Origin of the sequence: Flavobacterium sp. ASW18X (genome assembly GCF_005144745.1) — a bacterium.
Classification (GTDB): domain Bacteria; phylum Bacteroidota; class Bacteroidia; order Flavobacteriales; family Flavobacteriaceae; genus Croceivirga.
Map to the genome: position 1 here is coordinate 173,577 of NZ_SWKK01000012.1, position 23,628 is coordinate 197,204.

Here is a 23,628-nt window from a genome sequence, read left to right on the forward strand (position 1 = left end):
TAAAACGAATGAAAAATCTATTTAAATTTTGGATCCTAGCAATCGGATTTTTGTTGGTAGGATGTACGGATGACCCATTAGAAGATTTAGAGGGTACTGCATGGCAAAAAGAACGGAATATAGTTTCTATTTTGTTAGAAGGGCAGATTGGTACTGCTCTTATAGAAAGAGATGTTGAGGAGGCTACTATTAAGGTTTTTGCTAAAACAGAAAATATAAAGGACCTTTCTAAGGTAGCCATAAAAGATATTCAGTTGTCTTATGGTGCTTCTACAGAGCAAACGGTAGGTACAACCTTAGATTTTACTTCTGGAGAATCAATGTTAGAGATAAAATCTGGAGCTGGTGAGTCGCTAATATGGCGTATAGAATTGCTTCCATTTAAATCAGACTTAGAAGGTACTTGGTATATTGGGCAAATTGGGTTGTATGCAGACTTATTTACATGGGAGTCATGGGGATGGGAAAAGTATGAGCAAATCAATAACTACTTGCCAGAATTAAACCCAGAGTTTGATAATACTATAACTTTTACTGTGGAAGGAGCCGATGAAAATGGGAATCCGTATGGCGTGTATGAGCACAATGCAGGTAATGACGGAGTTTATGGAAGTTTTACGGATACAGCGAATGGGTGGGATTTTAATAGCCGATTCAGAAAGATTCCAAAAGGCACGGGGACTTGGTCTCGAAATTTTGAGCTGAATAAAGTGATTATTACCGATGCCAACCGTGTGGTTCATGAGCTAGATTTAGAAGTGCTTGTAGCAACGGGAGAGGTTTCTTTAAAAGCAGAAGTGCCTTACCAACCAGAATTGTTTGATTGGAATGAGCAAAACTGGTCTTATGAAGAATTGGCACACATGTCTAAGTCTATGTGGTATACGCTGACCAAAGATTATGAGGCGCAAACAGGGAATGACATTATGAGCATTACCGTAGCAAATCAAGATGGAGATACTAGTTTTGATTATGATAACCACCAGATTACAGTCACTATACAAGATAATGAGGCAGATATTAGTGCTTTAGAAATCACAGGATTAGAATTGTCTTATGGAGCTACTGCAAACGTTACAGTTGGGGATGTCTTAAACTTTTCTGCTGGTAATACAACAACGGTAACAGTTACGTCAGAAGCTGGTGAAAGTCAAACTTGGACCCTCAATTTAGTGGTAAAACAAGCTATTGAAGGCACCTATACTTTGGCAAGTGCTTTAATCCACGTGAACCAAGAATGGGGCAGTGATTTTAATAAAGAAATAAGTGCTGATTTTCCTGATGCCCTGGCAGAATATGATAACCAGATACGTATTATCAATGAAGGGGTAGAAGGAGATAGGCCCTTTGGAACTATCAGCAACGAAGCAGGTGCAGACGGTATGTTTGGAGACTTTAATCACCCAGATGCGGATGTGGATTTAAATACAAAATTAAGACATCTATTGCCTACAGGGGATTCTTATTGGGAACTAGACACCACCACGGGTATTTTTTACATAGGCCTATCAAAAGATGAAATTACATCACAAGCAACCCTTATCGCTACAGAAACGGGTTACGTGTTAGCTTTTGAGTTGCCATATAGAGAACTAGAACCACGTTGGGATTATGGTAATTATGATAATTACATGTGCTGGACGTATAAGTACGAAGTATACATCGATAAAAACTAAAAATCACTTAGTAAATCGCATGAAGAATTTATATCATTATTCCGCTATATGCATGTTCATTTTTGGATTGGTTTCTTGCCAAGAAGATGATTTGAATGTAAACGAAGCAATTGCCCAAAATAGAGATATACAAATAACAAACCAAGTGGTGTCGACCAATTTTATTGGTAATGGTGTACAATGGGGCGGGTATGATATGGTGCCTACTTGGTTAGGAACAGAAACGTTGAGTGAGGAGGATTGGAGTACCCTTTTTGCAAGAATAGACTTTTTAAGACCACCGTTTTTAAGAATTATGACGAGCCCGTCTTGGTCTTATGAAGTAAATGGTGCTTATGATGAACAATCAAAAACTGCTTCTTTGTATCGCATGCTAGACTACGCCCAAGCCAAAGGAATAGAAGTAACCTTTGGTGAATGGGGGCATGTGTATGATGGGGATATAAGCAACATAAACGGGCAATGGGTTGCAAACTCAGTAAAATTTGTAAACCATTTGATTAATGAAAAAGGGTATACTGTTATTAAAACAGTCAACATTGTAAATGAACCTAATGGCGATTGGTCTTCTACTAATGGTAACTATAACGTTTGGAGAGATGTGCAATTGATGTACTTAGCAGAAATGGAAAAGTACAATTTAGCTTCAGTTAAGCTGATGGGGCCAGATATTGCCATTTTCAATTCTGCTGCGCAAACAGAATGGTTCACTAACGCAACTGTAGATTTAGGAGATAATTTAGGTTTGTATGATATCCATGTTTATCCGGAGCAGACTACCGTTAGGAGCGGGGAATATGCAAAAATGCTACGTGCATACAAAACGATAACGCCTGCAGATAAACCATTGGTTTTAGGAGAAATAGGGTTTAAATATGCCAATGTAGATGCTGCTTTAAAGGCTAAAAATGATGCTGCTATTGCAGAAGATGCTTTTGCCGGTCAAGATTCTAATATGATGGTATACCAAGCTTTTTATGGTGTAGATATGGCAGATGCCTTAATCCAAACCATGAGAGAAGGATATGCTGGCTCCATTATTTGGAATATGGACGATGCCATGTATAATAGTCCAGATGATGGAGATTACCATACACAAAAGTTAAAACGTTGGGGCTTTTGGAACATACTAGGAGAAGAGCTGGGAGGTAAAGCTGAAGACGAAATGATTAGACCATTCTTTTATCCTGTTTCATTGTTATCTAGATTCTTCCCCGCTGGCAGTACATTGTATCAAGTTAATTTGCCAGACAAAAAAGGAGTACGTGCTATTATGGGAGAGAAAGACGGTAAATACACTATTGCATTGGTCAATTCGCACTACGTCTCCTATCCTATAAATTTAAAGTCTAATGATTTAGAGTCAATTTCAGTAGCTAAATACAGCTACAAAGCAAACCAAGATGGCAGTTTTATAGGCGCTGTAGATCTGAACGGTTTTGCCATACCAGAGACGGAAAATATCGCTTTAAATTTAAAAGAAGGGGTAACGATAGAACTAGAGGGGCAATCTTTTGTCTTGTTTACCAATATGGAGTAACACCAATCATAAAATCATAAAATAAACAGCAAAACAACGCATAGTTAATTACAAGATGAATATAGTAAGTGATAATAAGCAAGTGGCTACAATAAAACTAAATAAGCATCCAGAGAATCCAATTTTTAGTCCAAATCCAGATAACCATTGGGAGAATTTGGTAGTATGTAATCCTGGAGTTTGGTATGAGGATGGTAAGTTTACCATGCTTTATAGAGCAGCAGGTAATGATGAAGAGCATTATATAAGATTTGGTCTTGCAGAGAGTACAGACGGTGTTCATTTTAAAAGAATGAGTAAGGACCCCATATTTTCTCCCAGTATAGATGGACCAGATATGGGTGGGGTAGAAGACCCCAGAATTGTAAAATTTGGAGAGGAATATTATATAACTTATGCGTATAGACCTTTTCCTCCTGGACAATATTGGAAGTTTGAGCATGATGTTATTTTAGTGCCAGAATCTGGAGAAGATACCCCACATGTTTATAAAAATAACGTAGCCAATTCTGGATTAGCTATATCCAAAGATTTAAAAACATTTAAACGTCTAGGCCGCATCACAACTGCAAATCTAGACGATAGAGACGTGATTCTTTTTCCAGAAAAAATTAATGGAAAGTATGCTATGTTACACCGTCCAAAAGAATGGATAGGAGAAGCATACGGCACTAATAGACCAGCAATTTGGATTCGTTTTTCAGATGATTTAATGGTTTGGGAAGAGCCTAGTACATTACTTATTGCAGGTATAGAAGGCACTTGGGAAGAAAAAGTGGGAGGTAGTACACCTCCATTACGTACCAAAGATGGATGGTTAATTATTTACCATGGCGTAGAAAATGGCGGATTAGGGTACTACCGTGTTGGAGCTGCATTATTAGATTTAGAAGACCCAACTAAGGTTATTGGTAGGTTAGAAGATTGGATAATGGAGCCAGAAGCTGATTATGAAATAGAAGGCTATTACAACGGGTGTGTTTTCCCAACAGGGAACATGATTATAGAAGATACGTTGTACGTTTATTATGGTGCAGCAGATAAGTATATTGGTTTAGCAACATGTAACATCAATCAGTTATTAGATGCATTTAAACAATAAGCAATTTTTATTTTTTTCCCTTGTCGCTTTTTTAACAGTCCTGTTATGGTCTTGTAAAGACAACGGTTTTGTACCAAAAGCAGACATTAATGTAGTTGTATCACCAGCCCAAAAATTAGATTTTCCATTTTTGGGCCACGGTGTACAATGGTCTGCATATCCACATGCCGATGCTCCAGATGCAGAATGGGGTGCGTTAATGACACCTGAAAAATGGGAGCTTTTATACGAAAGATTAGATTATATAAACCCAAGAATTATTAGGGTGATGGATGTTGCCTCATGGCGTTACTATCAAGGCCTAAATAAACAAGGGCAACCCCAACTTAATTTTGATACTCCAGAAATCAAAAGTCTGTATAAGCTTTTAGACTATTGTCAAAAAAGAGATATTCCTGTATTATTTGGAGAATGGGGAGCTCCTGGTTTATGGAATTTAAATAATGCGATTCCAGAAATAGAGCGGGCAGATGACCCTAGATGGATACAGATGATTATAGCCTATTTAGACCATCTAATTAATGTAAAGGGCTACACTTGTATTCAATATTACAATCTGGTGAACGAACCCAATGGATATTGGGCCTCTACCGATGGGGATTGGGAACAGTGGAAAAAGGGATACCAAATGCTATTTGATGCGTTACAAGCGTCTGATTTAGCACAACATATAGCTTTAGCAGGGCCAGATGCGGTTACGCAGTGGAATCATCCTACTAATCCTAAAAAGGCACATGATTGGGTGTATAGCACCATAACCGACTTAGACAAACAGACAGGTCTATATGACTTTCATATTTATGCCAATCAAGATATGATAAGAACAGGAGATTTTGTAGGTTATTTAGAACCCTTCATGCAAAAAATACATCCAACTCAAAAACCATTTGTTTTAGGAGAATTGGGAATGAAGTATACTGGGAAATTATTTGATGAAAATAAGAAAAGAGGAGAAGAAGACCCCCATGCAGGGCCAGATGATTCTTCTATGTTTGTTTACGATTACTTTTATGGGGTAGATATGGCAGATGCGGCAGTACAATCCATGTTGGCTGGGGCCAGTGGTACTATTGCTTGGGATTTGGATGATGCCATGCACACTGTTGGCGATTTAGGAGAAAAACATCAGCTTAAAAAATGGGGTATGTGGAATATTTTGGCAGAGGAGTTTGGGAATCATTCCAAAGATAAAACACCTAGACCTTGGGCGTATCCTTGGACGTTGTTATGCCAACTTTATCCTCCTAAATCTACGGTATACAAGCCCCAATTAGATGTTGTTAATGATAGTATAAGAGCTGTGGCAGCTCAATTTGATAATGGCTTTACATTTACTCTGGTCAATCAATCAAAAAAGGACCAACATATGGCATTTTCTTCATCCCTAATAGACCAAACGCAAGATTTGTATGTGTATGAGTATGCAGAAGCGCAAAGCGCCAAAAATACAGCAGGTTTTCCTGTTGCAGCTCAAAGAATAGAACCAAACAACCAAGCTACTTTTTTGTCTTCTATCGCTTTAAAAAAGCATAGTGTACTTTTTGTAAGCACCAAGGCTCTAGAGTAAAAAATAAACATATAAGTGGAATATAATTTAGGAACTGTAGACATTGTAGTACTAGTACTGTACTTTATTTTTATTGTATGGTTTGGGATTAAATCTTCTAAAAAAGGGAGTACTTCTACGCAAGATTATTTTATGGCTGGCCGTAGTATGACCTGGCCTATTATTGGTTTTTCCTTATTTGCAGCCAGTATTTCTAGTACTACCTTAATTGGTAAAAGTGGCGATGCCTACTCAACGGGTATAGCGGTATTTAATTATGATTTAGTATCTGTACTTGTCATGGTATTCTTTGCCATGTTCTTTTTACCGTTTTATATAAAATCTGGTATTTTTACGATACCAGAATTCTTAGAAAAACGTTTTGATAAGCGTTCTAGATACTATTTCTCCTTTATCACTTTAATGGGGAGTACTTTTTTAGACGCCGCAGGGGCATTATACGCCGCATCTTTATTAATGAAATTGGTTTTTCCGTCTTTAACTATAATGCAACTATCTATTGTATTTGCAGTGATTGTTGCGGCATATACTATTCCTGGCGGACTTTCTGCTGCAATAAAGGTAGATTTGGTACAGGGCGTATTGTTATTAGTGGGGACTTTTATCCTCACTTTTTTGGCACTAAATAATGGGGGAGCAGCATATTTAAAAGAAATGCTTTTGGAGGGCGATTATATGATGAAATTAATCCGCCCAATGGACGATGCTTCTGTTCCTTGGTTGGGTATGGTTGTGGGTATCCCCATCTTAGGGTTTTATTTTTGGGGTAACAATCAAGTTTTAGTGCAAAGGGTATTAACTGCTAAGTCTATAGACCATGGAAGAAAAGGAATTTTACTAGTTGGATTTTTAACGGTTTCTATCATTTTCATCATCATATTTCCGGCAGTAATTGGTAAGCACCTATTCCCAGATTTACCTAAGAATGATATGGTGTATCCCAAATTGGTCATAGAATTAATGCCAACTGGGTTGCTAGGTTTAATGCTAGCAGCTATGGTAGCGGCACTTACTTCTACACTCAGTGCGTTGCTCAACTCTGTTGCTACACTATTTACTATGGATTTTTATAGCACTATTAAGAAAGATGCATCGCAAAAAGAACAGGTATTTGTAGGTAAAATAGTCTCACTATTAGTTTTAATACTGGCGGTATTATGGGTGCCGTTTATTTCTAAGTTCGATTCACTTTTAAAGTACTATCAAGAGATGCTTACCTATATTGCGCCACCGGTAGTAGCCTTGTTTTTCTTAGGAGTGTTCTGGAAAAGAATAAATAGGCATGGTGCTTTTTGGGGACTTATTGCCGGAGCTATTCTAGCGCTAGATACCATTCTTTTAAAAGCACTTTTTGATATTGAGCTTCTAGGCAATATGCACTTTCTTTTAAAGGTGCCTTTTTACTTTTTGTTTAGTGCTTTGGTCATTATTATTGTAAGTTATACAACAAAACCAGATGGCCCAGAAAAGATTAAAAACTTAATTTGGACTAAAAAGATTTACAAGGAAGAAACAGAAGAATTAAAGGGTGTTCCATTGCTTAAAAATTTTAGATTTTGGTCTTTAATATTAATAGGTTTTTGTTTGTCGGTTTTATTTTTATATCGTTAAGCATGAGAAACAGTTTGTTTTTAGTGCTTAGTATCTGGGCTGTACTGATGGGGCAAGCACAAGATTCCAATTTTCATGTTTATCTCTGCTTTGGACAATCCAATATGGAGGGTTCTGCAGTCATTGAAAAAGAAGATAAGCAGCCAACAGATAGATTCTTAGTGCTCCAAAATATGGATTGTAAAAATTATTCCCGTTCTAAAAATACATGGTACCCCGCTATACCGCCCTTAAGTAATTGCCAATCAGGATTGTCACCTGCAGATTATTTTGGAAAAACATTGGTAGCCAATTTACCAGACAGCGTAAGAATAGGAGTTATAAACGTGGCAGTAGGCGGTTGTGATATTAGATTATTTGATAAAAATCAATATCAAAATTTCACAGAAACTTATCCAGAAGAATGGTTTCAGAAAAAAATTAAAGATTACGATGGTAATCCCTATCAATATCTAGTAAATTTAGGGAAAAGAGCCCAAAAAGATGGAGTGATAAAGGGAATTTTGTTGCACCAAGGAGAATCCAATACTGGTGACGAAGAATGGCCAAAATATGTGGCTAAGATATATAAAGATTTACTTACGGATTTAGGCTTACAAGCATCAGAAGTGCCCCTTCTGGCGGGAGAAGTTGTGCATGCGGAACAAGGAGGTACATGTGCTGCTATGAATATAATTATAAACAAACTACCAAATGTTATCCCTACTGCACATGTAGTTACTTCAAAAGGATGCGAAGTGCAGAAAGATTTGGTACACTTTAATAGTGCTGGTGTAAGGGAAATTGGGAAAAGATATGCGACTAAAATGTTGCAAATATAGTAGTGTAGTAGATAGATGTAGTTAATTTTAGAAAAAAACACCAATCTTGAGCGGTTGGTGTTTTTGTTTTCTAAAAGAAAGTACTTTATAGACTATTGCTGTACTCCATCTATAATCCAATTTTGAATTAAATTATCGTCTTTTTTGTGTAGTACAGAGACATCACCAGTAGATTCAAAAATTACAGCTTTTACTTGGTTTAAATGTGTTACGTTAGCTTCTCTTAGTTTAGCTTTTAAATCGCTCTCAGTAACTTTAGCTTTCTTTAAATTTTGGTAAATAATATTTGTGCCATCCATTAGCAGTAATGGTTTATTGTCCACCAAGTTTTGAATTAATGGGAGTTCTCTAAAATGGGCAAGAGTTATCTGTAATACATAAATTGCCAATAGTCCAATAAAACCTTCTGCTAAGTTTACTTTTAAAGGTAAAATAGTAGTGGCTATAACAGAACCGATTGCAATAGTCATAGCAAAGTCAAAACTAGACATCTTAGAAAAACTTCTTTTCCCAACCACACGAGTAAGTAGTATGGTTACCAAATAGATTCCTATGCTGGTCAATAGTATTAGTAAAGCAGATTCCCAAGTTGTTTTCAATAATTTCTCTAGCATGTTATGATTTCAATAATTTAAGGTAATAACGAATAGCAATAACACACTAATTGCAACCAGTATAAATACCATGTTCTTCAATATCCTATTGCAATTATTTCCTTTCATAAAGAGGATGTAAAATTCTAAAACCTAGCAATTATGTTCCAAATTAGGAAGTTAAGCTAGAATGGATTAGCGTAAAATGAAAAATGCTTAACGCAATAAATGAGCATAAACAAAACAAAAAAGCCATTGAGACAACGAATCAATGGCTTTGTTCCCAAAATAAACGGGATAAATTTTAAGGCATTTAAAAATTGGGACCGTCCTTTTAATATGATTTTATAAAAATTTCGCTTTAACCTCTTGTAATAATTTGTTCCCAGTAGGATCTGCCTTAGTTTTTAAATGGCATAGTTGTTCTGCCCAATCAGACGTACGCTTACGTAGTGGTGGATTTTCTTCTTTTGCCAAATCTAAAATAATTGCCGCTACTTGTTCTGGGGTTTGGTAAGCAGTGGCGTCTCCGTTAGCAGCTCTATCTTGTGCTCCCTGTAAAAACGTATCAAAAATGGGCTTATAGGCCCCTGTAACCATTTCGCCTTTATCATTAGAAGTTTTGGCAACAGCATTATTCATAAATTCGGTTGCTATTCCTCCTGGTTCTACTAAAGAAAATTTGATATTGAAAGGCTCACCTACATAAGAGGCAAGTGCTTCTGTAAAGCCCTCTACGGCAAATTTAGCTCCACAATATAATTCTGAAAAAGGTTGCCCCACCAAACCACCTACAGAAGTGATATTAATGATATGTCCACTTTTAGCAGCCCTCATATGTGGTAACACCGCTTGGGTAGTTTTTACTACTCCTAAATAATTTACGTTGGTGACCCAATCTATTTCTTCCAGTGAAGTTTGTTCTAACGTTTTTGCAAAGCCAGCCCCTGCGTTATTCAACAGTATGTCTAGCTTGCCGTCTGCCTTAATAATAGTGGCAACTGTGTCCTTAATAGTATCTACCTTAGTTACATCTAAGGGTAGTACGGTAATATCCAAGCCTTCTTTAGAAATAGCATCATGTAACGGCTCAGCTTTATCTAAGTTCCGCATGGTGGCGTAAACTTTGTAACCTTCTCTAGCAAATAGTAGCGCACTCTCTAGGCCTACTCCAGTGGATGTTCCTGTAATTAAAATGTTCTTTTTCATGTTTAAGTATTTTAGAATGAATATTCATTCCAAGTTAATAATAAAATTTTTACGCCTTTATAGCATCCCACGTCATTTGTAATTGATTTTTGAGAGCCTTTTGAGAAGCGTTTGTAGCCTTAGAATTAAAATGAGTTCGTAAAAAAGAGAGTATGGATCCTGCCATAAATTGCAATAAATCTGATGTTGCTATATCCTTTAAAATTAGGTCTTGCTTTCCTTTTTCAATAAGTTGATGTACCATAATAATGGATTTTAAACCTACCTCTCTACTTTCTGGAGCAATAATGGGAGAAGCCTGTAGTTGGTCCATGAACTTAAAATATTGTTCATGCTGCAAGAAAAACTTGACTACCTTGGTATAATAATTTTCAAATTGTGTTCTTATCGGAGCATTTGCATCAAAAACATCAAATAAAACTTCTTCTTCAATCTTTATTTTTTGATAAATAGCATTGATTAACACCTCTTTATTGGGGAAATAATTATAAATGGTACCCATTCCTGTACCAGCTTTATTAGCAATGGCAGACATTGGTGTAGCATGCACCCCGTTAGTAGTTAGTAGTTCTAACGCTGCGTGTAATATTCTTTCTTTTTTATTCACTCCACAAAACTAGCACAAATGGAATGTTTATTCCAATTTTTTGAAACTAATTCTTTGTTAATCTTATTTAAGAGTTGGTACCGAAAATATCTACGAAAACTAAACTTCGGAGATATCATTTTGATAATCATTAGCCTTTAAAATACATTTTTGTTAATATATAAGGTTAGATTTTGATGTTTATGAAATATGTTTATATTTGGTCAACCAAACTGGTAAACCAATTAATGTATGAAATACACTAAACTGCTGCAAACGACTTTTTTATTAACATCTTTACTGGTAATAACTAGTTGTAAAGACACGAATACACCCAAAGATGTGGTGCATAATGTGGCCGAATTTGACCAAGCTGTGGCCAACGCTAAACCAGGAACTACTATTACTTTGGCAAATGGAGTCTGGAAAGATGCAGAACTACTTTTAGAAGGGGAAGGAACAGCGGAGGCTCCAATTACTTTAACTGTTGAGGAAAAAGGGAAAGTGCTGTTAGAAGGGCAATCTAATTTAAGATTGGCTGGTAAATATTTGGTGGTAGAAGGTTTAGTCTTTAAAAACGGATATACCCCAACAACCGAGGTGATTAGTTTTAAAAAAGATAAAAATACTTTAGCGCACCATAGTAGGTTAACAGAGTGCGTTATAGATAACTATAACAATCCAGAACGTCATGAGCCAGATACATGGGTAGCCATATATGGCAAGCATAATAGAATAGACCATAATCACTTAGTAGGTAAGCGTAATCGTGGAGTTACCATGATTGTAAGGCTTAATACAGAAGAAAGTCAAGAAAATCATAACCAAATAGACCATAACTATTTTGGTCCGCGTCCTAATTTGGGTTCGAATGGAGGCGAAACTTTACGCATCGGAACAAGTCACTACTCTTTAACCAACTCCAGAACTGTGGTAGCTTCTAATTATTTTGACCGTTGTAATGGGGAGCATGAAATTATTTCGAACAAATCTGGAAACACTACGTATAAAGACAATATGTTTTATGAGTGTACTGGAACCTTAACTATGCGCCACGGTAGTAATACGCATGTGGAAGGCAATGTTTTTATAGGAAATAATAAGCCTAGTACAGGTGGTATTCGTGTTATCAATGGCCAGCAGACGGTTATTAATAACTACGGTGTAGGATTAACAGGCTACCGTTTTAGAGGGGCTTTTGTGATGATGAACGGTGTACCCAATTCGCCTATTAACAGATATCACCAAGTGGTGGATGCTAAAATTGCGAACAACACTTTTATAGATTGTGACCATATACAATTATGTGCAGGGAGCGATGCGGAACGGAGTGCAGTTCCTGTAAATTCTGTGATGGAAAACAACGTTTTCTATAGCACGGACCGTAAAAATTTATTCACGGTCTATGATGATATCAGCGGAATTACGTTCAAGAAAAATATTATCAGTCCAATTACGGAAAGTATAGATGCCGAAGGTTTTGAGCAAAAAGAGCTTAAACTGGTTGAGAATGATGCTGGTTTATTACTTCCGGAGGGTCTTAAAGGTATTGGCGCTACGCTAAGTGATAATTTGGCTTCTAAAGAAAATACGGGTGTTTCTTGGTATTCTAAAGAGGATACAGAGGTTGCACTAAATACAGGAAAAAAAGTGCAAGTAGCACCTGGCCTTAATGCTTTGGTGGCTGCGGTTGCAAATTCCAATGCAGGTGATATTCTTGTTTTAGAAGCAGGTGAAAAGTATACCAATACAAAATCAGTTGCAGTCAATCATCCAATTTCCATTAAAGGAGCCGAGGGAGATAAACCTACGGTATACTTCGAGAAAAAATCGCTTTTTCAAATCAATAACGGTGGTAGTCTTTCTCTTGAAAATCTAATTTTTGATGGGGAAGATGCACCAGATAGAACAGGTAATTCGGTCATTACTACTAGCAAATACAGCATGACAAAAAATTACAAGCTGTTTGTGGATAATTGTGACTTTGTCAATTTAGATGTTAATCATTCTTATGATGCAATCCGCGTTTACAAAAATACGTTTGCGGATACCATCAGCATAAAAAATTCTAAATTTCATACCATTAGTGGTAATGTTATGGCATTGGATAAAGAAACCGATGATATTGGTATTTACAATGCAGAATATGTAATTCTAAAAAACAACAGTTTTACCAATGTTGGGGGAGCGGCGTTGCGTTTACACCGTGGCGGTAAAGATGAAAGTACCTTTGGGCCTTTCTTAGAATTAGAAAACAATGTTTTTGATCAAGTTGGGCAAGACAAGCGCAATAAGTATGATGCTGCTATAAGCCTCTACGGAGTACAGGAAATAGCTATTAAGGATAATATTTTTCAGGAATCAAAGGGAATTAACATGCATTTGGTTGTTGGGGAGCCTATTGTAAACGTGGTGCATAACAATTTCTACAAGTCAGACCAGTTAAATGTTACAGGAGACCAAAAGTACAACGCCGCAAATCTATGGCAGATGCCGCCTAAATTTAAGGAGGATAGTTATGAGCTAGCAGAAGATTCGCCGTTGAAAGGGAAAGGCGTCACAGGAGAGGATTTAGGACTACAAGTAGATTAAAATGGTATTGAAAAAGCTAAAATTAGCATTAAGTGTGCTTATTTGGTTACCTGTACTTTTCTTAGGAGCTCAGGAACACCCAAAATTGATTCTGACTAAAACGGGGGTAAACCAAATAAGACAGCAATTGGGAAAATTACCCATGCTAGATAAAACGGTACAAGCGGTAAAAGAAGAGGTAGATGTAGCAATGCTAAATGGTATAGATGTTCCCGTTCCTAAGGATTATTCTGGTGGATACACGCATGAAACGCACAAGAAAAATTATCGTTTAATGCAGCAGGCAGGGGTGTTATATCAGATTTTAGAAGACGAAACCTACGCCATTTACGTGCACGAGATGCTCAAGGCTTATGCAGAATTGTATCCTACTTTACCTATTCATCCAAAAGAACGTTCTTATGCTAGGGGAAAATTGTTTTGGCAGTGTTTAAACGATTCTAATTGGTTGGTATACACCAGCCAAGCTTACGATTGCATTTATGATTTTTTAAATAAAAAAGACCGTAAGTATCTAGAAAATAAGTTGTTTAAGCCATTTGCCGATTTCATATCCATAAAGAACCCTCAGTTTTTTAATAGAATACATAATCATAGTACGTGGGGTAATGTAGCGGTAGGTATGATTGCCTTGGCTATGGATGATGATGCTTTACTAGAGCGAGCTTTGTACGGAATAAAGGATGCGAAGTTAGCACAAGGTTTAAAAGATAACGACGGAGGATACATTATAGAACCAGGCAAGGCAGCCGGATTCTTTGCGAATTTAGATGAACCCTTTTCTCCGGACGGTTATTACACAGAAGGCCCGTACTATCAGCGCTACGCCATGTATCCTTTTTTAATTTTTGCGCAAGCATTACAGAATGTAAAGCCAGCGGTTAAGGTGTTTGAATACAACAATGGTGTGCTGCTCAAAAGTGTTTATGCGCTTTTGCAATTATCAGATAAAGATGGTGAATTCTTTCCTATAAATGATGGTCAAAAAGGCATGTCTTATTATAGCAACGCCTTAGTAAACGCTGTAGATATAGGATATTTCTATGGAGGTAAGGATGCATCATTGTTATCTATAGCAAAAGAACAAAACAAGATTGTTTTAAATGATGCTGGCTTAGCTGTAGCTATGGGAATACAAAAAGGGCAAGAAAAGCCCTTTGTTAAAGAATCTGTTGCATTTACAGATGGAGCAAAAGGAGACGAAGGTGGTATTGCTGTGTTACGTAAAAATGGTTTGGAGCTGGTATATAAATACACTGCTCAAGGTTTGAGTCACGGACATTATGATAAGTTGTCTTATTCTTTATTTGAAGATGGAGAAGAGGTGATTCAGGATTACGGCCTAGCTAGGTTTGTAAATATTGAGCAAAAAGGCGGAGGCAATTATTTAAAGGAAAATAAAACTTGGGCAAAGCAAACCATTGCGCATAATACCTTAGTTCAAGATCAAGAATCTCATTTTGGAGGTGCGTATGAGGTTGGTAGTAAACATCATTCTAATTTAGTATACACAACCCTAGACCAGTCAGAAGTTGTAGCTGTAAGAGCAAAAGAAGAGAATGCATATCCGGGTACAAATATGGTTCGTACAATGGCAATTGTACAAGATAGTACTTGGCAAAGTCCTGTAATTTTAGATATTATGGAGGTGCAATCTAAAGAAGCGCATAAATATGATATGCCTTTGTATTATTTAGGTCAGCCAATGACGGTAAGCGTACCTATAACTTCAGCAGAGTTATTAAAACCTCTAGGGGGTAAAAACGGCTACCAGCATTTATATAAAGAAGCTGTGGCATCATTAACAAATGATAATCTAAAATTCTCTTGGTTACAAAACCAAAGATTTTATACCGTAACTGCTATAAGTACAAATAAAGATTCCTTAGTAATGGGGAGAACAGGTGCTAACGACCCTGAATTTAATTTACGTAGAGATCCTGTTTTAATTCAAAGAAGAAATGCAGTAGCAAATACGGTATTCGTATCTACAATTGAGTCTCACGGAACGTACAGTCCTGTATCAGAATTGGCGGTAAATGCAACATCTACAATTCAAAAAATAGAAGTTATACTGCAAAATGAAGATTATTTAGTTACAAGTATAACTAAAACGGATGGTAGTATTTACGCAGTTGCATTCTCCAAACAAAAAACGGATAAAAGCACTAAACATAATATAGCGATTAAGGGTAAGCAAATTACTTGGCAAGGCCCTTGCACACTAATCAATTTAAAATAACAAAGGATGAAATCATTTGGAGCAAGTAAAGAATTTTTATTGGACCAAGACCAAGAATGGGAAACTGTTGGTGAAGGCGTAAAACGAAAAATTATGGGCTATGATGATAAAATTATGCTCGTAAAGGTTCATTTTGATGAAGGGGGTATTGGGTATGAGCATGAGCATTACCATTCTCAAACAACCTATGTTGCTAGTGGTGAGTTTGATTTTACCATCGGTGGTGTAAAAAGAACCGTAAAGGAAGGGGATAGTGTATATATTCCGCCACATGTACTACACGGTGCAACTTGTACAAAGACAGGGATTTTAATTGATGTCTTTAGTCCAATAAGAGAAGATTTTATGGAATAGCCATTTAACTAGGGCTAAAATTGTTCATGCAACCAAATTTTACAGGGTAAATTGTTAAATAAGTAATTTTTGTAAGATATTTTTTCAAAATCATTTTTAATTAACATTTCTGTAACTTATATTTGGTAAACCAAATTGGTTTACCAGTTTGGGTAGCCAAATTAAAATAGACTACATGAGAATAATTTAAGAATAAAAAAAGGATAGGTGCACGCCTATCCTTTTGGAATATCACTTCTTTCGGAGGGAAGTAATACACAGACACATTACTGTAATCTGCTACAGCAAAATTAACAAAATTCATTTGATTTTGATTGCAACCGATTGCAGGTAATAGAAAAGTAAACAAACTGCATAAAATTTAGCAGGGGGAGAGCGCAAGAAGAATTAATTAGAAACTAACTGAACAAATGAATTTTAAACTGAAATTAATGCTGTTGTTTGTCGGCTTATTAAGCTTGCAAACATTTGCTCAAGATACCTTTACAGTTACAGGTACGGTATCTGATAGCAACAATATCCCGATTCCAGGGGCCACCGTTTTGGTGCAAAATACTACTAGAGGAACAACCACAGATTTTGATGGAAACTTTAGTATAGCTGTTTCTCAAGGAGAAGCACTCCAGATTTCTTATTTAGGTTATGCTACGCAAACGATTTCAATAGAAAATCAACAAAGTCTAAATGTGGTATTACAAGAAGATACCAATCAATTAGATGAGGTAGTAATTGTAGGTTATGGAACTAGAAAGAAAGTTCATTTAACCGGAGCGGTTGCGCAGGTGGTGAATGAGGACTTAGATCAGATAGCTGTAGCTAGGGTAGATGATGCCTTGGTTGGGCAAATAGCTGGTGTAAATATTTCTGCTACAGAAGGTGAGGCAGGTTCAGCACCAACTATTAGAATTAGGGGGGTAGGTTCCTTGAACGGTGATTCTGCACCCTTAGTAGTGGTAGACGGTTTGCCTGTAGATAGTGATTTCCTGGGTAATTTAGATATGAATGAAGTACAGAGTTTTGATGTATTAAAGGATGCTGCTTCTTCTGCTATTTATGGTTCTAGAGGTGCTAATGGGGTAATTTTAATTACGACAAAACAAGGTAAAACAGGTAAAACCAAATTCAGCTATAATGGATATACTGGTTTTAAAGAAGCAAAGCAAAGTGATGCCTATTATTTCTCTATTGCGGAGACTGCGGCAGCAGAACAAGCTGCTACAGGCGGATTGTCTGATAGGACAAGATATAAACAATTAATTGGCATTGACAGGGATTGGCAAGATGTAATTTTTGATGGAGGTAAGATAGAAAGTCATTCTTTAAGTGCTCGTGGAGGTAGTGAAGATACCAAGTTTAGCGCTTCTTTAGGCTACTTGCATGATGAAGGTGTATTGCTAACAGATGACTATAAACGTTATAATATGCGTTTAAAAGTAGATACTAACGTAGGGGAGCGCGTAAAGTTAGGTGCTAACATTGCGCCTTCTTACTCTAGAAGAAGAAGATTTGACGGTTCCACGCATGATATTTTAAGACAAACGCCTTGGTTGCCTGTATATCATGATGCAAATACTATTCAATATGTAGATAGAAATGTGTATCCAGACGTGCAAATAGGTGATTATGCATTACAGAGACATTTTGATAACTACGATTTGTATGGTGATGGTAGTGCATTAGTGGATATTTCCAATACATCTAATACCAACCCAGCTGCAAAGGTTCTAGAAAGAGACCGTAATGATTATAAATTCAAAATTGCAGGTAGTGTTTATGCGCAGTATGAAATTGCAGAAGGTTTAAGTTTTAGAACTGTGCTATCTGGAGACTATCAAAATACGTTTAGAGATAGATGGCAAGGAGTAGAGTCTAATAGAAATGGGGCATCTGCGGCAAGTTACAATGTTAGTAATGAAAACAGATTTCACGTAGTTTCAGAAAATTATTTTACCTATGATAAAGTTATTGGTAAGCATGATATTTCTGCCATCGCTGGTCTTTCTGGTGAAAAATGGGAATGGCAAGGTGATAGTTCTGCAGGTACAGGTTATACCTCAGATTTGTTAAAAACCCTTAGTGCAGCTACTGTATTGACATCTATTGGTTCTTTTAAGTTGGATGAAAGATTTCAATCTTATTTTGGTAGGTTAAATTATGCTTTCGATAATAAGTATTTAGCATCTTTTAGTTACAGAAGAGATGGTAGTTCTATTTTCGGTGTTGATAAAAAATTCGGAGACTTCCCGGCTGCCTCTTTAGGTTGGAGGGTTTCTGAGGAAAACTTCTTAAATAACAGTTCAATTATCAGTGACCTTAAATTAAGAGTGAGTTATGGATATACAGGTAATAAAGATATAGATACGGGTAGTGATGTTATAGATTTATATCCTTCTATCCCATTATTAGGTACAGCAGTTTATAATTCTCAAGCAGCCTTTGTGGCATTAAACATTCAAAACCCAACATTGCAATGGGAGCGTTTAGAAGAATTCAATCCTGGGGTAGACTTTGGTTTCTTCAACGGTGTTGTTTCAGGTTCTGTGGATTATTATGAGCGTAAGTCAGATAAACTTTTGCTGTATAACCCTGTTTCTTCAACCACTGGTTTTAGCAGTGCGTTGGTAAATTTAGGACAAGTTAAAAATAGTGGTTGGGAGCTAGAATTGCGTACTAGAAACGTCTCTACAGAAAAATTTAGATGGTCTACTACATTCTTAGCTTCTATGAATGAGAATGAGTTGACCGACTTTGCAGACGCCAATGGACAGATATTAAATGTGGACAGCAAACGTGCAGCTGAGTGGATTAACTTAGTTGGCAATCCAATTTCATCTTATTATGGATGGGTTGTTGATAGGGACATTCCTTTGGAGTATTTAAATAACCCGTATCACCCAGTAGGTGGTGAGGCACAAGATGTATATGTAAAGGATTTAAACGGAGATGGTCTTATTGATGATGATGATAAGACAATTTTAGGGGATCCTTATCCAGAATTAATTTGGAGTTTAACCAATGATTTTAAGTTCGGTAATTTAGATTTTAGTTTTTTATTCCAAGGAAGTCATGGTGCTGAAATAAGAAATATGGGAGACCAATACATTTTTAATCACTTTAACAGTGCACAAGATTTTGATCCTGCTATTACTCCAGACCAAGGATTTATAAAGGAAAAGATTTTTACGGATGATATTATACAAGATGCATCTTATATCGCATTAAGAAATGTCAATTTAGGATATAATTTTTCTAAAGACATTACAGACAAATTAGGTCTAAGTAGCTTTAGATTATACGTTACAGGGCAAAATTTAATGTATTTAACTGCGGATGATTATACGGGCTTTAACCCAGAATCAATCAATGATACTAGTCCAACCACTTATGGTTACCAGCGTGCAGGATCACCTGTTTTCAGAACTATTTCTATTGGTACTAATATTGAATTTTAAGGTTTAACTATTAAGAAGAGATTTAAAATGAAGACTATATACAAATATGTTAGTTTGGCTTTGGTTCTAGGTACTTTGGTAGCCTGCGAGAACGATTTTTTAGAGCCAGTACCAGAATCTGCAATTAGTAGTTTAGGGTACTTTAGTAATGATGAAGAAATAGAAACTGGAGTGATAGCAATGTATGATGCAATACAAGGTATCAACTCTACAGATTTGGACGATAATAGAGGTGTACAGTTAGAGTACTACTTAACGGAAATGCGAAGTGATAATACTAGGACTAAAAGTCAAGAGGGTGAAGCTGCGCAATTTGAATCCTTTACGGTTTCTACTGCTAACGGTATAGTTAACAACTATTATAAGAGTTTTTATAATGTAATTTATCGTGCCAATTTAGTACTTGCTAACCTAGGAAATGCTTCTGAGGCTAAAGCGACCCAATTTGAGGCAGAGGCAAAATTTGTTAGAGCTTACGCGTATTTTAATCTAGTAAGATTATACGGTGATATTCCTCTTATAGATGGCTTAATTGGGCCATTAGATAATGAAACTGCATTTACAAGGGTAGCTGCTGCAACTATTTACGAATTAATAGTGGAAGACTTGGGTATTGCGGCTGCAGGATTAACCAATGGGGAGAAATTTAGAGCATCTAAAGCAGCAGCAGAAGCTTTATTGGCTAAAGTACATTTAACCCTTGGTAATTATACAGAAGCTCAAGTTTTATGTGAAAACGTTATGAGATATGGTTTTGCTTTGGAATCAAACTTTAATGATGTTTTTTATAATGAAGGAAATAATGAAATAATTTTTGCTATCGCCTACAACCCAGGTATCGAATCTGATAGTCAGGATTTTTCTGCGGAGTTCATGAATGGTGTGGGTAGAACTGTTGGTGTAAACTATGTTACTGACGAGGCTATTGCTGCATTAGACGAGTTTGGTGGTGATAGAACACAATACTCTTATCGTGTGGATCCTTCACAGCCAACCCAAACGCAAGTGGTAAAATATCTGCCAAACGGAGAAGACGGCGGTGCAGATGGAAAAAGTTTTAGTACAGATGCAACCTTATCTGGTAATGATTGGATAGTTATTCGTTATGCAGATGTTCTTTTAATGCATGTAGAAGCTATATTAGCTGGCGGTCAAGAAACTAGTGCAGGTGCGGCATTATCATCATTTCAAACGGTAAGAGATAGAGCCGGAATTACAACTCCAGTAAGCTCAATCACTAAAACAGATTTGTTAAATGAAAGAAGGGTAGAGTTGGCTTTTGAAAATCACAGATTATTTGATCTGATTAGATTTGGTGTTGCTCAAGATGTATTATCAGCATTTTCTACGGCTAACGGATACGGTTTTACAGCAACAGATTTATTACTACCAATTCCACAGAATGAGATAAACCTTAGTAAAGGTTTGATGAATCAAAATCCTGGTTATTAAAATTAAAATTGAAATGAAAAATTCTATAAATAACATTAAAAATTATATGTTCGCCGGTATAGCCCTACTTGGGCTTGCTGCGTGCGACTTTGAGTATGATATAGCAGAAGAAGGTTCAATAGACGATTTAACTCCTCCTAGTGCTAGTTTTTCTGCATCGCAAAGCGAGGTGGATTTTCTGCAGTACGCCTTTGCAAATCAGTCTAATAGTGCTACTACATATGCATGGGATTTTGGAGATGGTAACACTTCAGATGAAATAGACCCTGTAAATATTTATCCAGCAGAAGGTACATATACCGTAAGTTTAACGGCTTCGGATGCGTTGGGTGCAGTTAGTACTTTTACTATGGATATAACCGTAGTAGAGCCAGAAGAGCCAGAAGCAATAACTCCAGTGGTTTTAGAAGCAGATTTTGAAGATTTGAGTTTACCAGATGGAACAGGAGATGGTCGTGATTCTTGGAGAAATGATTTTGGAGGTGTAATACAGATAACAGGTAGCCCTGTACAGTCTGGTGATCAAGCGGCTAAATTCCCATCTGCTGGTGACCGAGTTGCTTACCAGTCAGATATAGCTGTGACTCCAAATACAGATTATGTATTAACATATTACTACACACTTAAAACAGATAATCCAGGTAGCATAACCTTATCTGTAATAGGTGGTGGTATTAGTGATTTAGCAGAATTAGATGCTGCTAAACTTGCAGACTTTGTAGGTGACGATCAAACTAGTGCTAATGATTATGTAAAGGTAGATTTAGCATTCAACTCAGGTGCAAATGCAAGTATTGCAATTTTAATAACCAATCAAGGAGCAGAGGCTAGGTTAGATAATATATCTATAGAGCCTGCACAGTAAAATAGTTGTATTTAGTTTAGTTTTTTAGTTTAAAAAGGATAATGAGATTTTCGGCATTCATACTTAGTTTTTTAACGCTTACCCTTACATTGTTGGTGAATTCACAAGAGGTAGCGATTAACACCACAACTTGCTTAGTCAAGGAGAAGCCAGTTAAGAAAAAGAAAAAGTATCGTTTGCCGAAAATTGACCTATCCCACTGGAAGGTGACCATACCAACAGGGAAACCAGATGAAGTTACCCCTCCAGAAATAAAAGATTATGCTACCATAGAAAAATTGAAACCGTTTATGTACACGGATTCTACAGATGGTTCTATAGTATTCCATGCTATTCCTAATAAAACTACTGCGAACACCAAATATTCTAGGACAGAATTAAGGGAGCAAATGGAGCCAGGCAGTAACCATGTAAACTGGACTTTTGCAGAGGGTGGTGCCCTTAGTGGAACTATGAGAATGGACGCTGTTTCTAAAGCAGCAGATGGTAAATACCATAAGGTAATCATCATGCAAATACATGGTAGGTTAACCAATGAGCAAAGAGACTTAATAGGTCAAAAAGATAACAATGCACCTCCTATTTTAAAGATTTATTGGGATAATGGTAAGATTAGGGTGAAAACCAAGGTGCTAAAAGTAAAAGGACTTTCTGGTGATGCCTTATTACACGAAAGTGTTTGGGGAGATGATGAAGGTCGAAATTTTGAAGAAAAAGTCAATTTTGACAAATTTAAATTAGAAGTTAAAGTCACAGATGGCAAAATGGTCGTTTCGCTAAATAAAAACGAATATTTTGTATACGATGACATCAATATAAAAAAATGGGGAATCTTTGAGAACTACTTTAAAGCAGGTAATTATCTGCAAACTAGGGATGATGGTGCTTTTGCAAAGGTGAAAATATACCAGCTTAACGTTTCTCATTAATAACTAATAGATGTATAATTTTTGTTCCAAATCAAATAACAACTATAATCTTTATTTAGTACTTAGTTTGCTGCTAACAGTTTTAATAAGCTGTAGTGATAAGCAAGGAGAAGAAGAGGTTGTGGCTAAAGAGCAACCCAATGTTGAGGCAGAAGAAGAAGGTACGGTACAAGAAGATGCTACAGCAAATTATTCACTACCTACAATAGACTTGAACCATTGGAAGGTAACACTACCCATTGGTAACAATGGTAAACCCATAGAAGTGGAGCCGCCAGAGATATTGGATTATGCTACAAATGAGACCTTATTGCCGTACATGTACAACGACTCTACCGATGGTTCTTTAGTCTTTTATACTTTTCCAGAAGCTAGTACTGCTAATAGTACTTATTCTAGAACAGAATTAAGAGAGCAAATGGTGCCAGGTAGCAATTCTATAAATTGGACGTTTGAACAAGGAGGGGAGCTATCTGGAACATTATCGGTTCCAGAGGTTTCTTTGGACCAAGATGGTAATCCTTATCGCATAATTGTAATGCAAATTCATGGCAGATTAACAATTGAACAACGAGATTTAATAGGGGAAGATGATAATAATGCACCCCCAGTTTTAAAAATCTATTGGGCTAAAAATAAGGTTAGGGTGCACACAAAAATGCTCAAGGATACTACATTGTCAGATACTGAAATTTTATATACTACTGCTTGGAAAGATTCGGTTAGAGAGTTTTCTGAAGTTGTAGGTACAGCTAAATTTAACTTAACAGTAAAGGCATCAAAAAATAAATTAGAAGTAAGTCTCAATAATGCAGAAACGTTTGTTTACGAAGATGTACATATGCGTAGATGGGGCATATTTGAGAACTACTTTAAAGCTGGTAACTATTTTGTAAGCAAAGTAGAGGGGACAAATGCAACTGTAAAATATTATCAATTAAAAATTGACCATTAACATAAAGATTGAGTTAGTTTAGTTTGGTTCTTAAGCTGTTGACAAATAGCAATTTGTCAACAGTTTTTAAGAGCTGTAATAA

At 36.5% G+C, this 23,628-nt stretch carries 17 protein-coding genes; 14 read left to right on the forward strand and 3 right to left on the reverse strand.

Annotation, left to right across the window (positions count from 1 at the left end; genetic code table 11):
• Positions 1–8 precede the first annotated feature (8 nt).
• Genes FBT53_RS09745 through FBT53_RS09770 form a run of 6 tightly spaced genes read left to right on the forward strand, consistent with a single transcriptional unit; the run spans position 9 to position 8,317 of the window.
• Positions 9–1,676 carry a hypothetical protein gene (locus FBT53_RS09745; protein ID WP_136950996.1) on the forward strand — a complete coding sequence of 556 codons (1,668 nt, stop codon included), beginning with the start codon at positions 9–11 and terminating at the stop codon, positions 1,674–1,676.
• Positions 1,677–1,695: 19 nt separating this feature from the next.
• On the forward strand, positions 1,696–3,216 hold the full coding sequence (locus FBT53_RS09750) for a hypothetical protein (RefSeq protein ID WP_136950997.1): 1,521 nt from the start codon (positions 1,696–1,698) through the stop codon (positions 3,214–3,216).
• A gap of 55 nt (positions 3,217–3,271) precedes the next feature.
• Positions 3,272–4,318, forward strand: a complete 1,047-nt coding sequence (locus FBT53_RS09755; protein WP_136950998.1) for a glycosidase — start codon at positions 3,272–3,274, stop codon at positions 4,316–4,318.
• A complete protein-coding gene (locus FBT53_RS09760; protein ID WP_136950999.1) occupies positions 4,302–5,885 on the forward strand; it encodes a cellulase family glycosylhydrolase in 1,584 nt (527 codons plus the stop codon). Before FBT53_RS09755 ends, FBT53_RS09760 begins: the two co-directional genes overlap by 17 nt.
• 15 nt (positions 5,886–5,900) lie before the next feature.
• Complete coding sequence (locus FBT53_RS09765; protein ID WP_136951000.1) at positions 5,901–7,496, forward strand: sodium:solute symporter; 1,596 nt, start codon at positions 5,901–5,903, stop codon at positions 7,494–7,496.
• 2 nt (positions 7,497–7,498) lie between these two features.
• A complete protein-coding gene (locus FBT53_RS09770) occupies positions 7,499–8,317 on the forward strand; it encodes a sialate O-acetylesterase (protein ID WP_136951001.1) in 819 nt (272 codons plus the stop codon).
• A gap of 92 nt (positions 8,318–8,409) precedes the next feature.
• Here FBT53_RS09770 and FBT53_RS09775 read toward each other — a convergent pair whose 3' ends face one another.
• From FBT53_RS09775 to FBT53_RS09785, 3 genes are all read right to left on the reverse strand, one after another.
• Positions 8,410–8,931, reverse strand: a complete 522-nt coding sequence (locus FBT53_RS09775; protein WP_136951002.1) for a DUF421 domain-containing protein — start codon at positions 8,929–8,931, stop codon at positions 8,410–8,412.
• A gap of 324 nt (positions 8,932–9,255) precedes the next feature.
• Positions 9,256–10,119: an SDR family oxidoreductase gene (locus FBT53_RS09780; RefSeq protein ID WP_136951003.1), complete on the reverse strand. Its 864-nt coding sequence runs from the start codon at positions 10,117–10,119 to the stop codon at positions 9,256–9,258.
• Positions 10,120–10,168: 49 nt separating this feature from the next.
• Positions 10,169–10,726 (reverse strand): TetR/AcrR family transcriptional regulator, encoded by a 558-nt coding sequence (locus FBT53_RS09785; protein WP_136951004.1) that lies wholly within the window; start codon positions 10,724–10,726, stop codon positions 10,169–10,171.
• A 231-nt stretch (positions 10,727–10,957) separates the two neighbouring features.
• On the opposite strand from FBT53_RS09785, the gene FBT53_RS09790 reads away from it, so the two are divergent.
• The 8 genes from FBT53_RS09790 (at position 10,958) to FBT53_RS09825 (ending at position 23,546) form a co-directional block, all read left to right on the forward strand.
• On the forward strand, positions 10,958–13,297 hold the full coding sequence (locus FBT53_RS09790) for a chondroitinase-B domain-containing protein (RefSeq protein ID WP_136951005.1): 2,340 nt from the start codon (positions 10,958–10,960) through the stop codon (positions 13,295–13,297).
• A 1-nt stretch (position 13,298) separates the two neighbouring features.
• Positions 13,299–15,539, forward strand: coding sequence for a heparinase II/III family protein (locus FBT53_RS09795; protein ID WP_136951006.1), 2,241 nt, complete (start codon positions 13,299–13,301; stop codon positions 15,537–15,539).
• 6 nt (positions 15,540–15,545) lie between these two features.
• Positions 15,546–15,893, forward strand: a complete 348-nt coding sequence (locus tag FBT53_RS09800) for a cupin domain-containing protein (protein ID WP_136951007.1) — start codon at positions 15,546–15,548, stop codon at positions 15,891–15,893.
• Positions 15,894–16,303: 410 nt separating this feature from the next.
• Complete coding sequence (locus FBT53_RS09805; RefSeq protein ID WP_136951008.1) at positions 16,304–19,345, forward strand: TonB-dependent receptor; 3,042 nt, start codon at positions 16,304–16,306, stop codon at positions 19,343–19,345.
• 27 nt (positions 19,346–19,372) lie between these two features.
• The gene (locus FBT53_RS09810; protein WP_136951009.1) at positions 19,373–20,797 is read left to right on the forward strand and encodes a RagB/SusD family nutrient uptake outer membrane protein; all 1,425 of its coding nucleotides are present in this window, start codon (positions 19,373–19,375) and stop codon (positions 20,795–20,797) included.
• A gap of 13 nt (positions 20,798–20,810) precedes the next feature.
• Positions 20,811–21,662 (forward strand): PKD domain-containing protein, encoded by an 852-nt coding sequence (locus FBT53_RS09815; protein WP_136951010.1) that lies wholly within the window; start codon positions 20,811–20,813, stop codon positions 21,660–21,662.
• Between the two features lie 41 nt (positions 21,663–21,703).
• The gene (locus tag FBT53_RS09820) at positions 21,704–22,591 is read left to right on the forward strand and encodes a polysaccharide lyase family 7 protein (RefSeq protein WP_136951011.1); all 888 of its coding nucleotides are present in this window, start codon (positions 21,704–21,706) and stop codon (positions 22,589–22,591) included.
• Between the two features lie 10 nt (positions 22,592–22,601).
• A complete protein-coding gene (locus FBT53_RS09825) occupies positions 22,602–23,546 on the forward strand; it encodes a polysaccharide lyase family 7 protein (protein ID WP_136951012.1) in 945 nt (314 codons plus the stop codon).
• Positions 23,547–23,628: the final 82 nt, after the last annotated feature.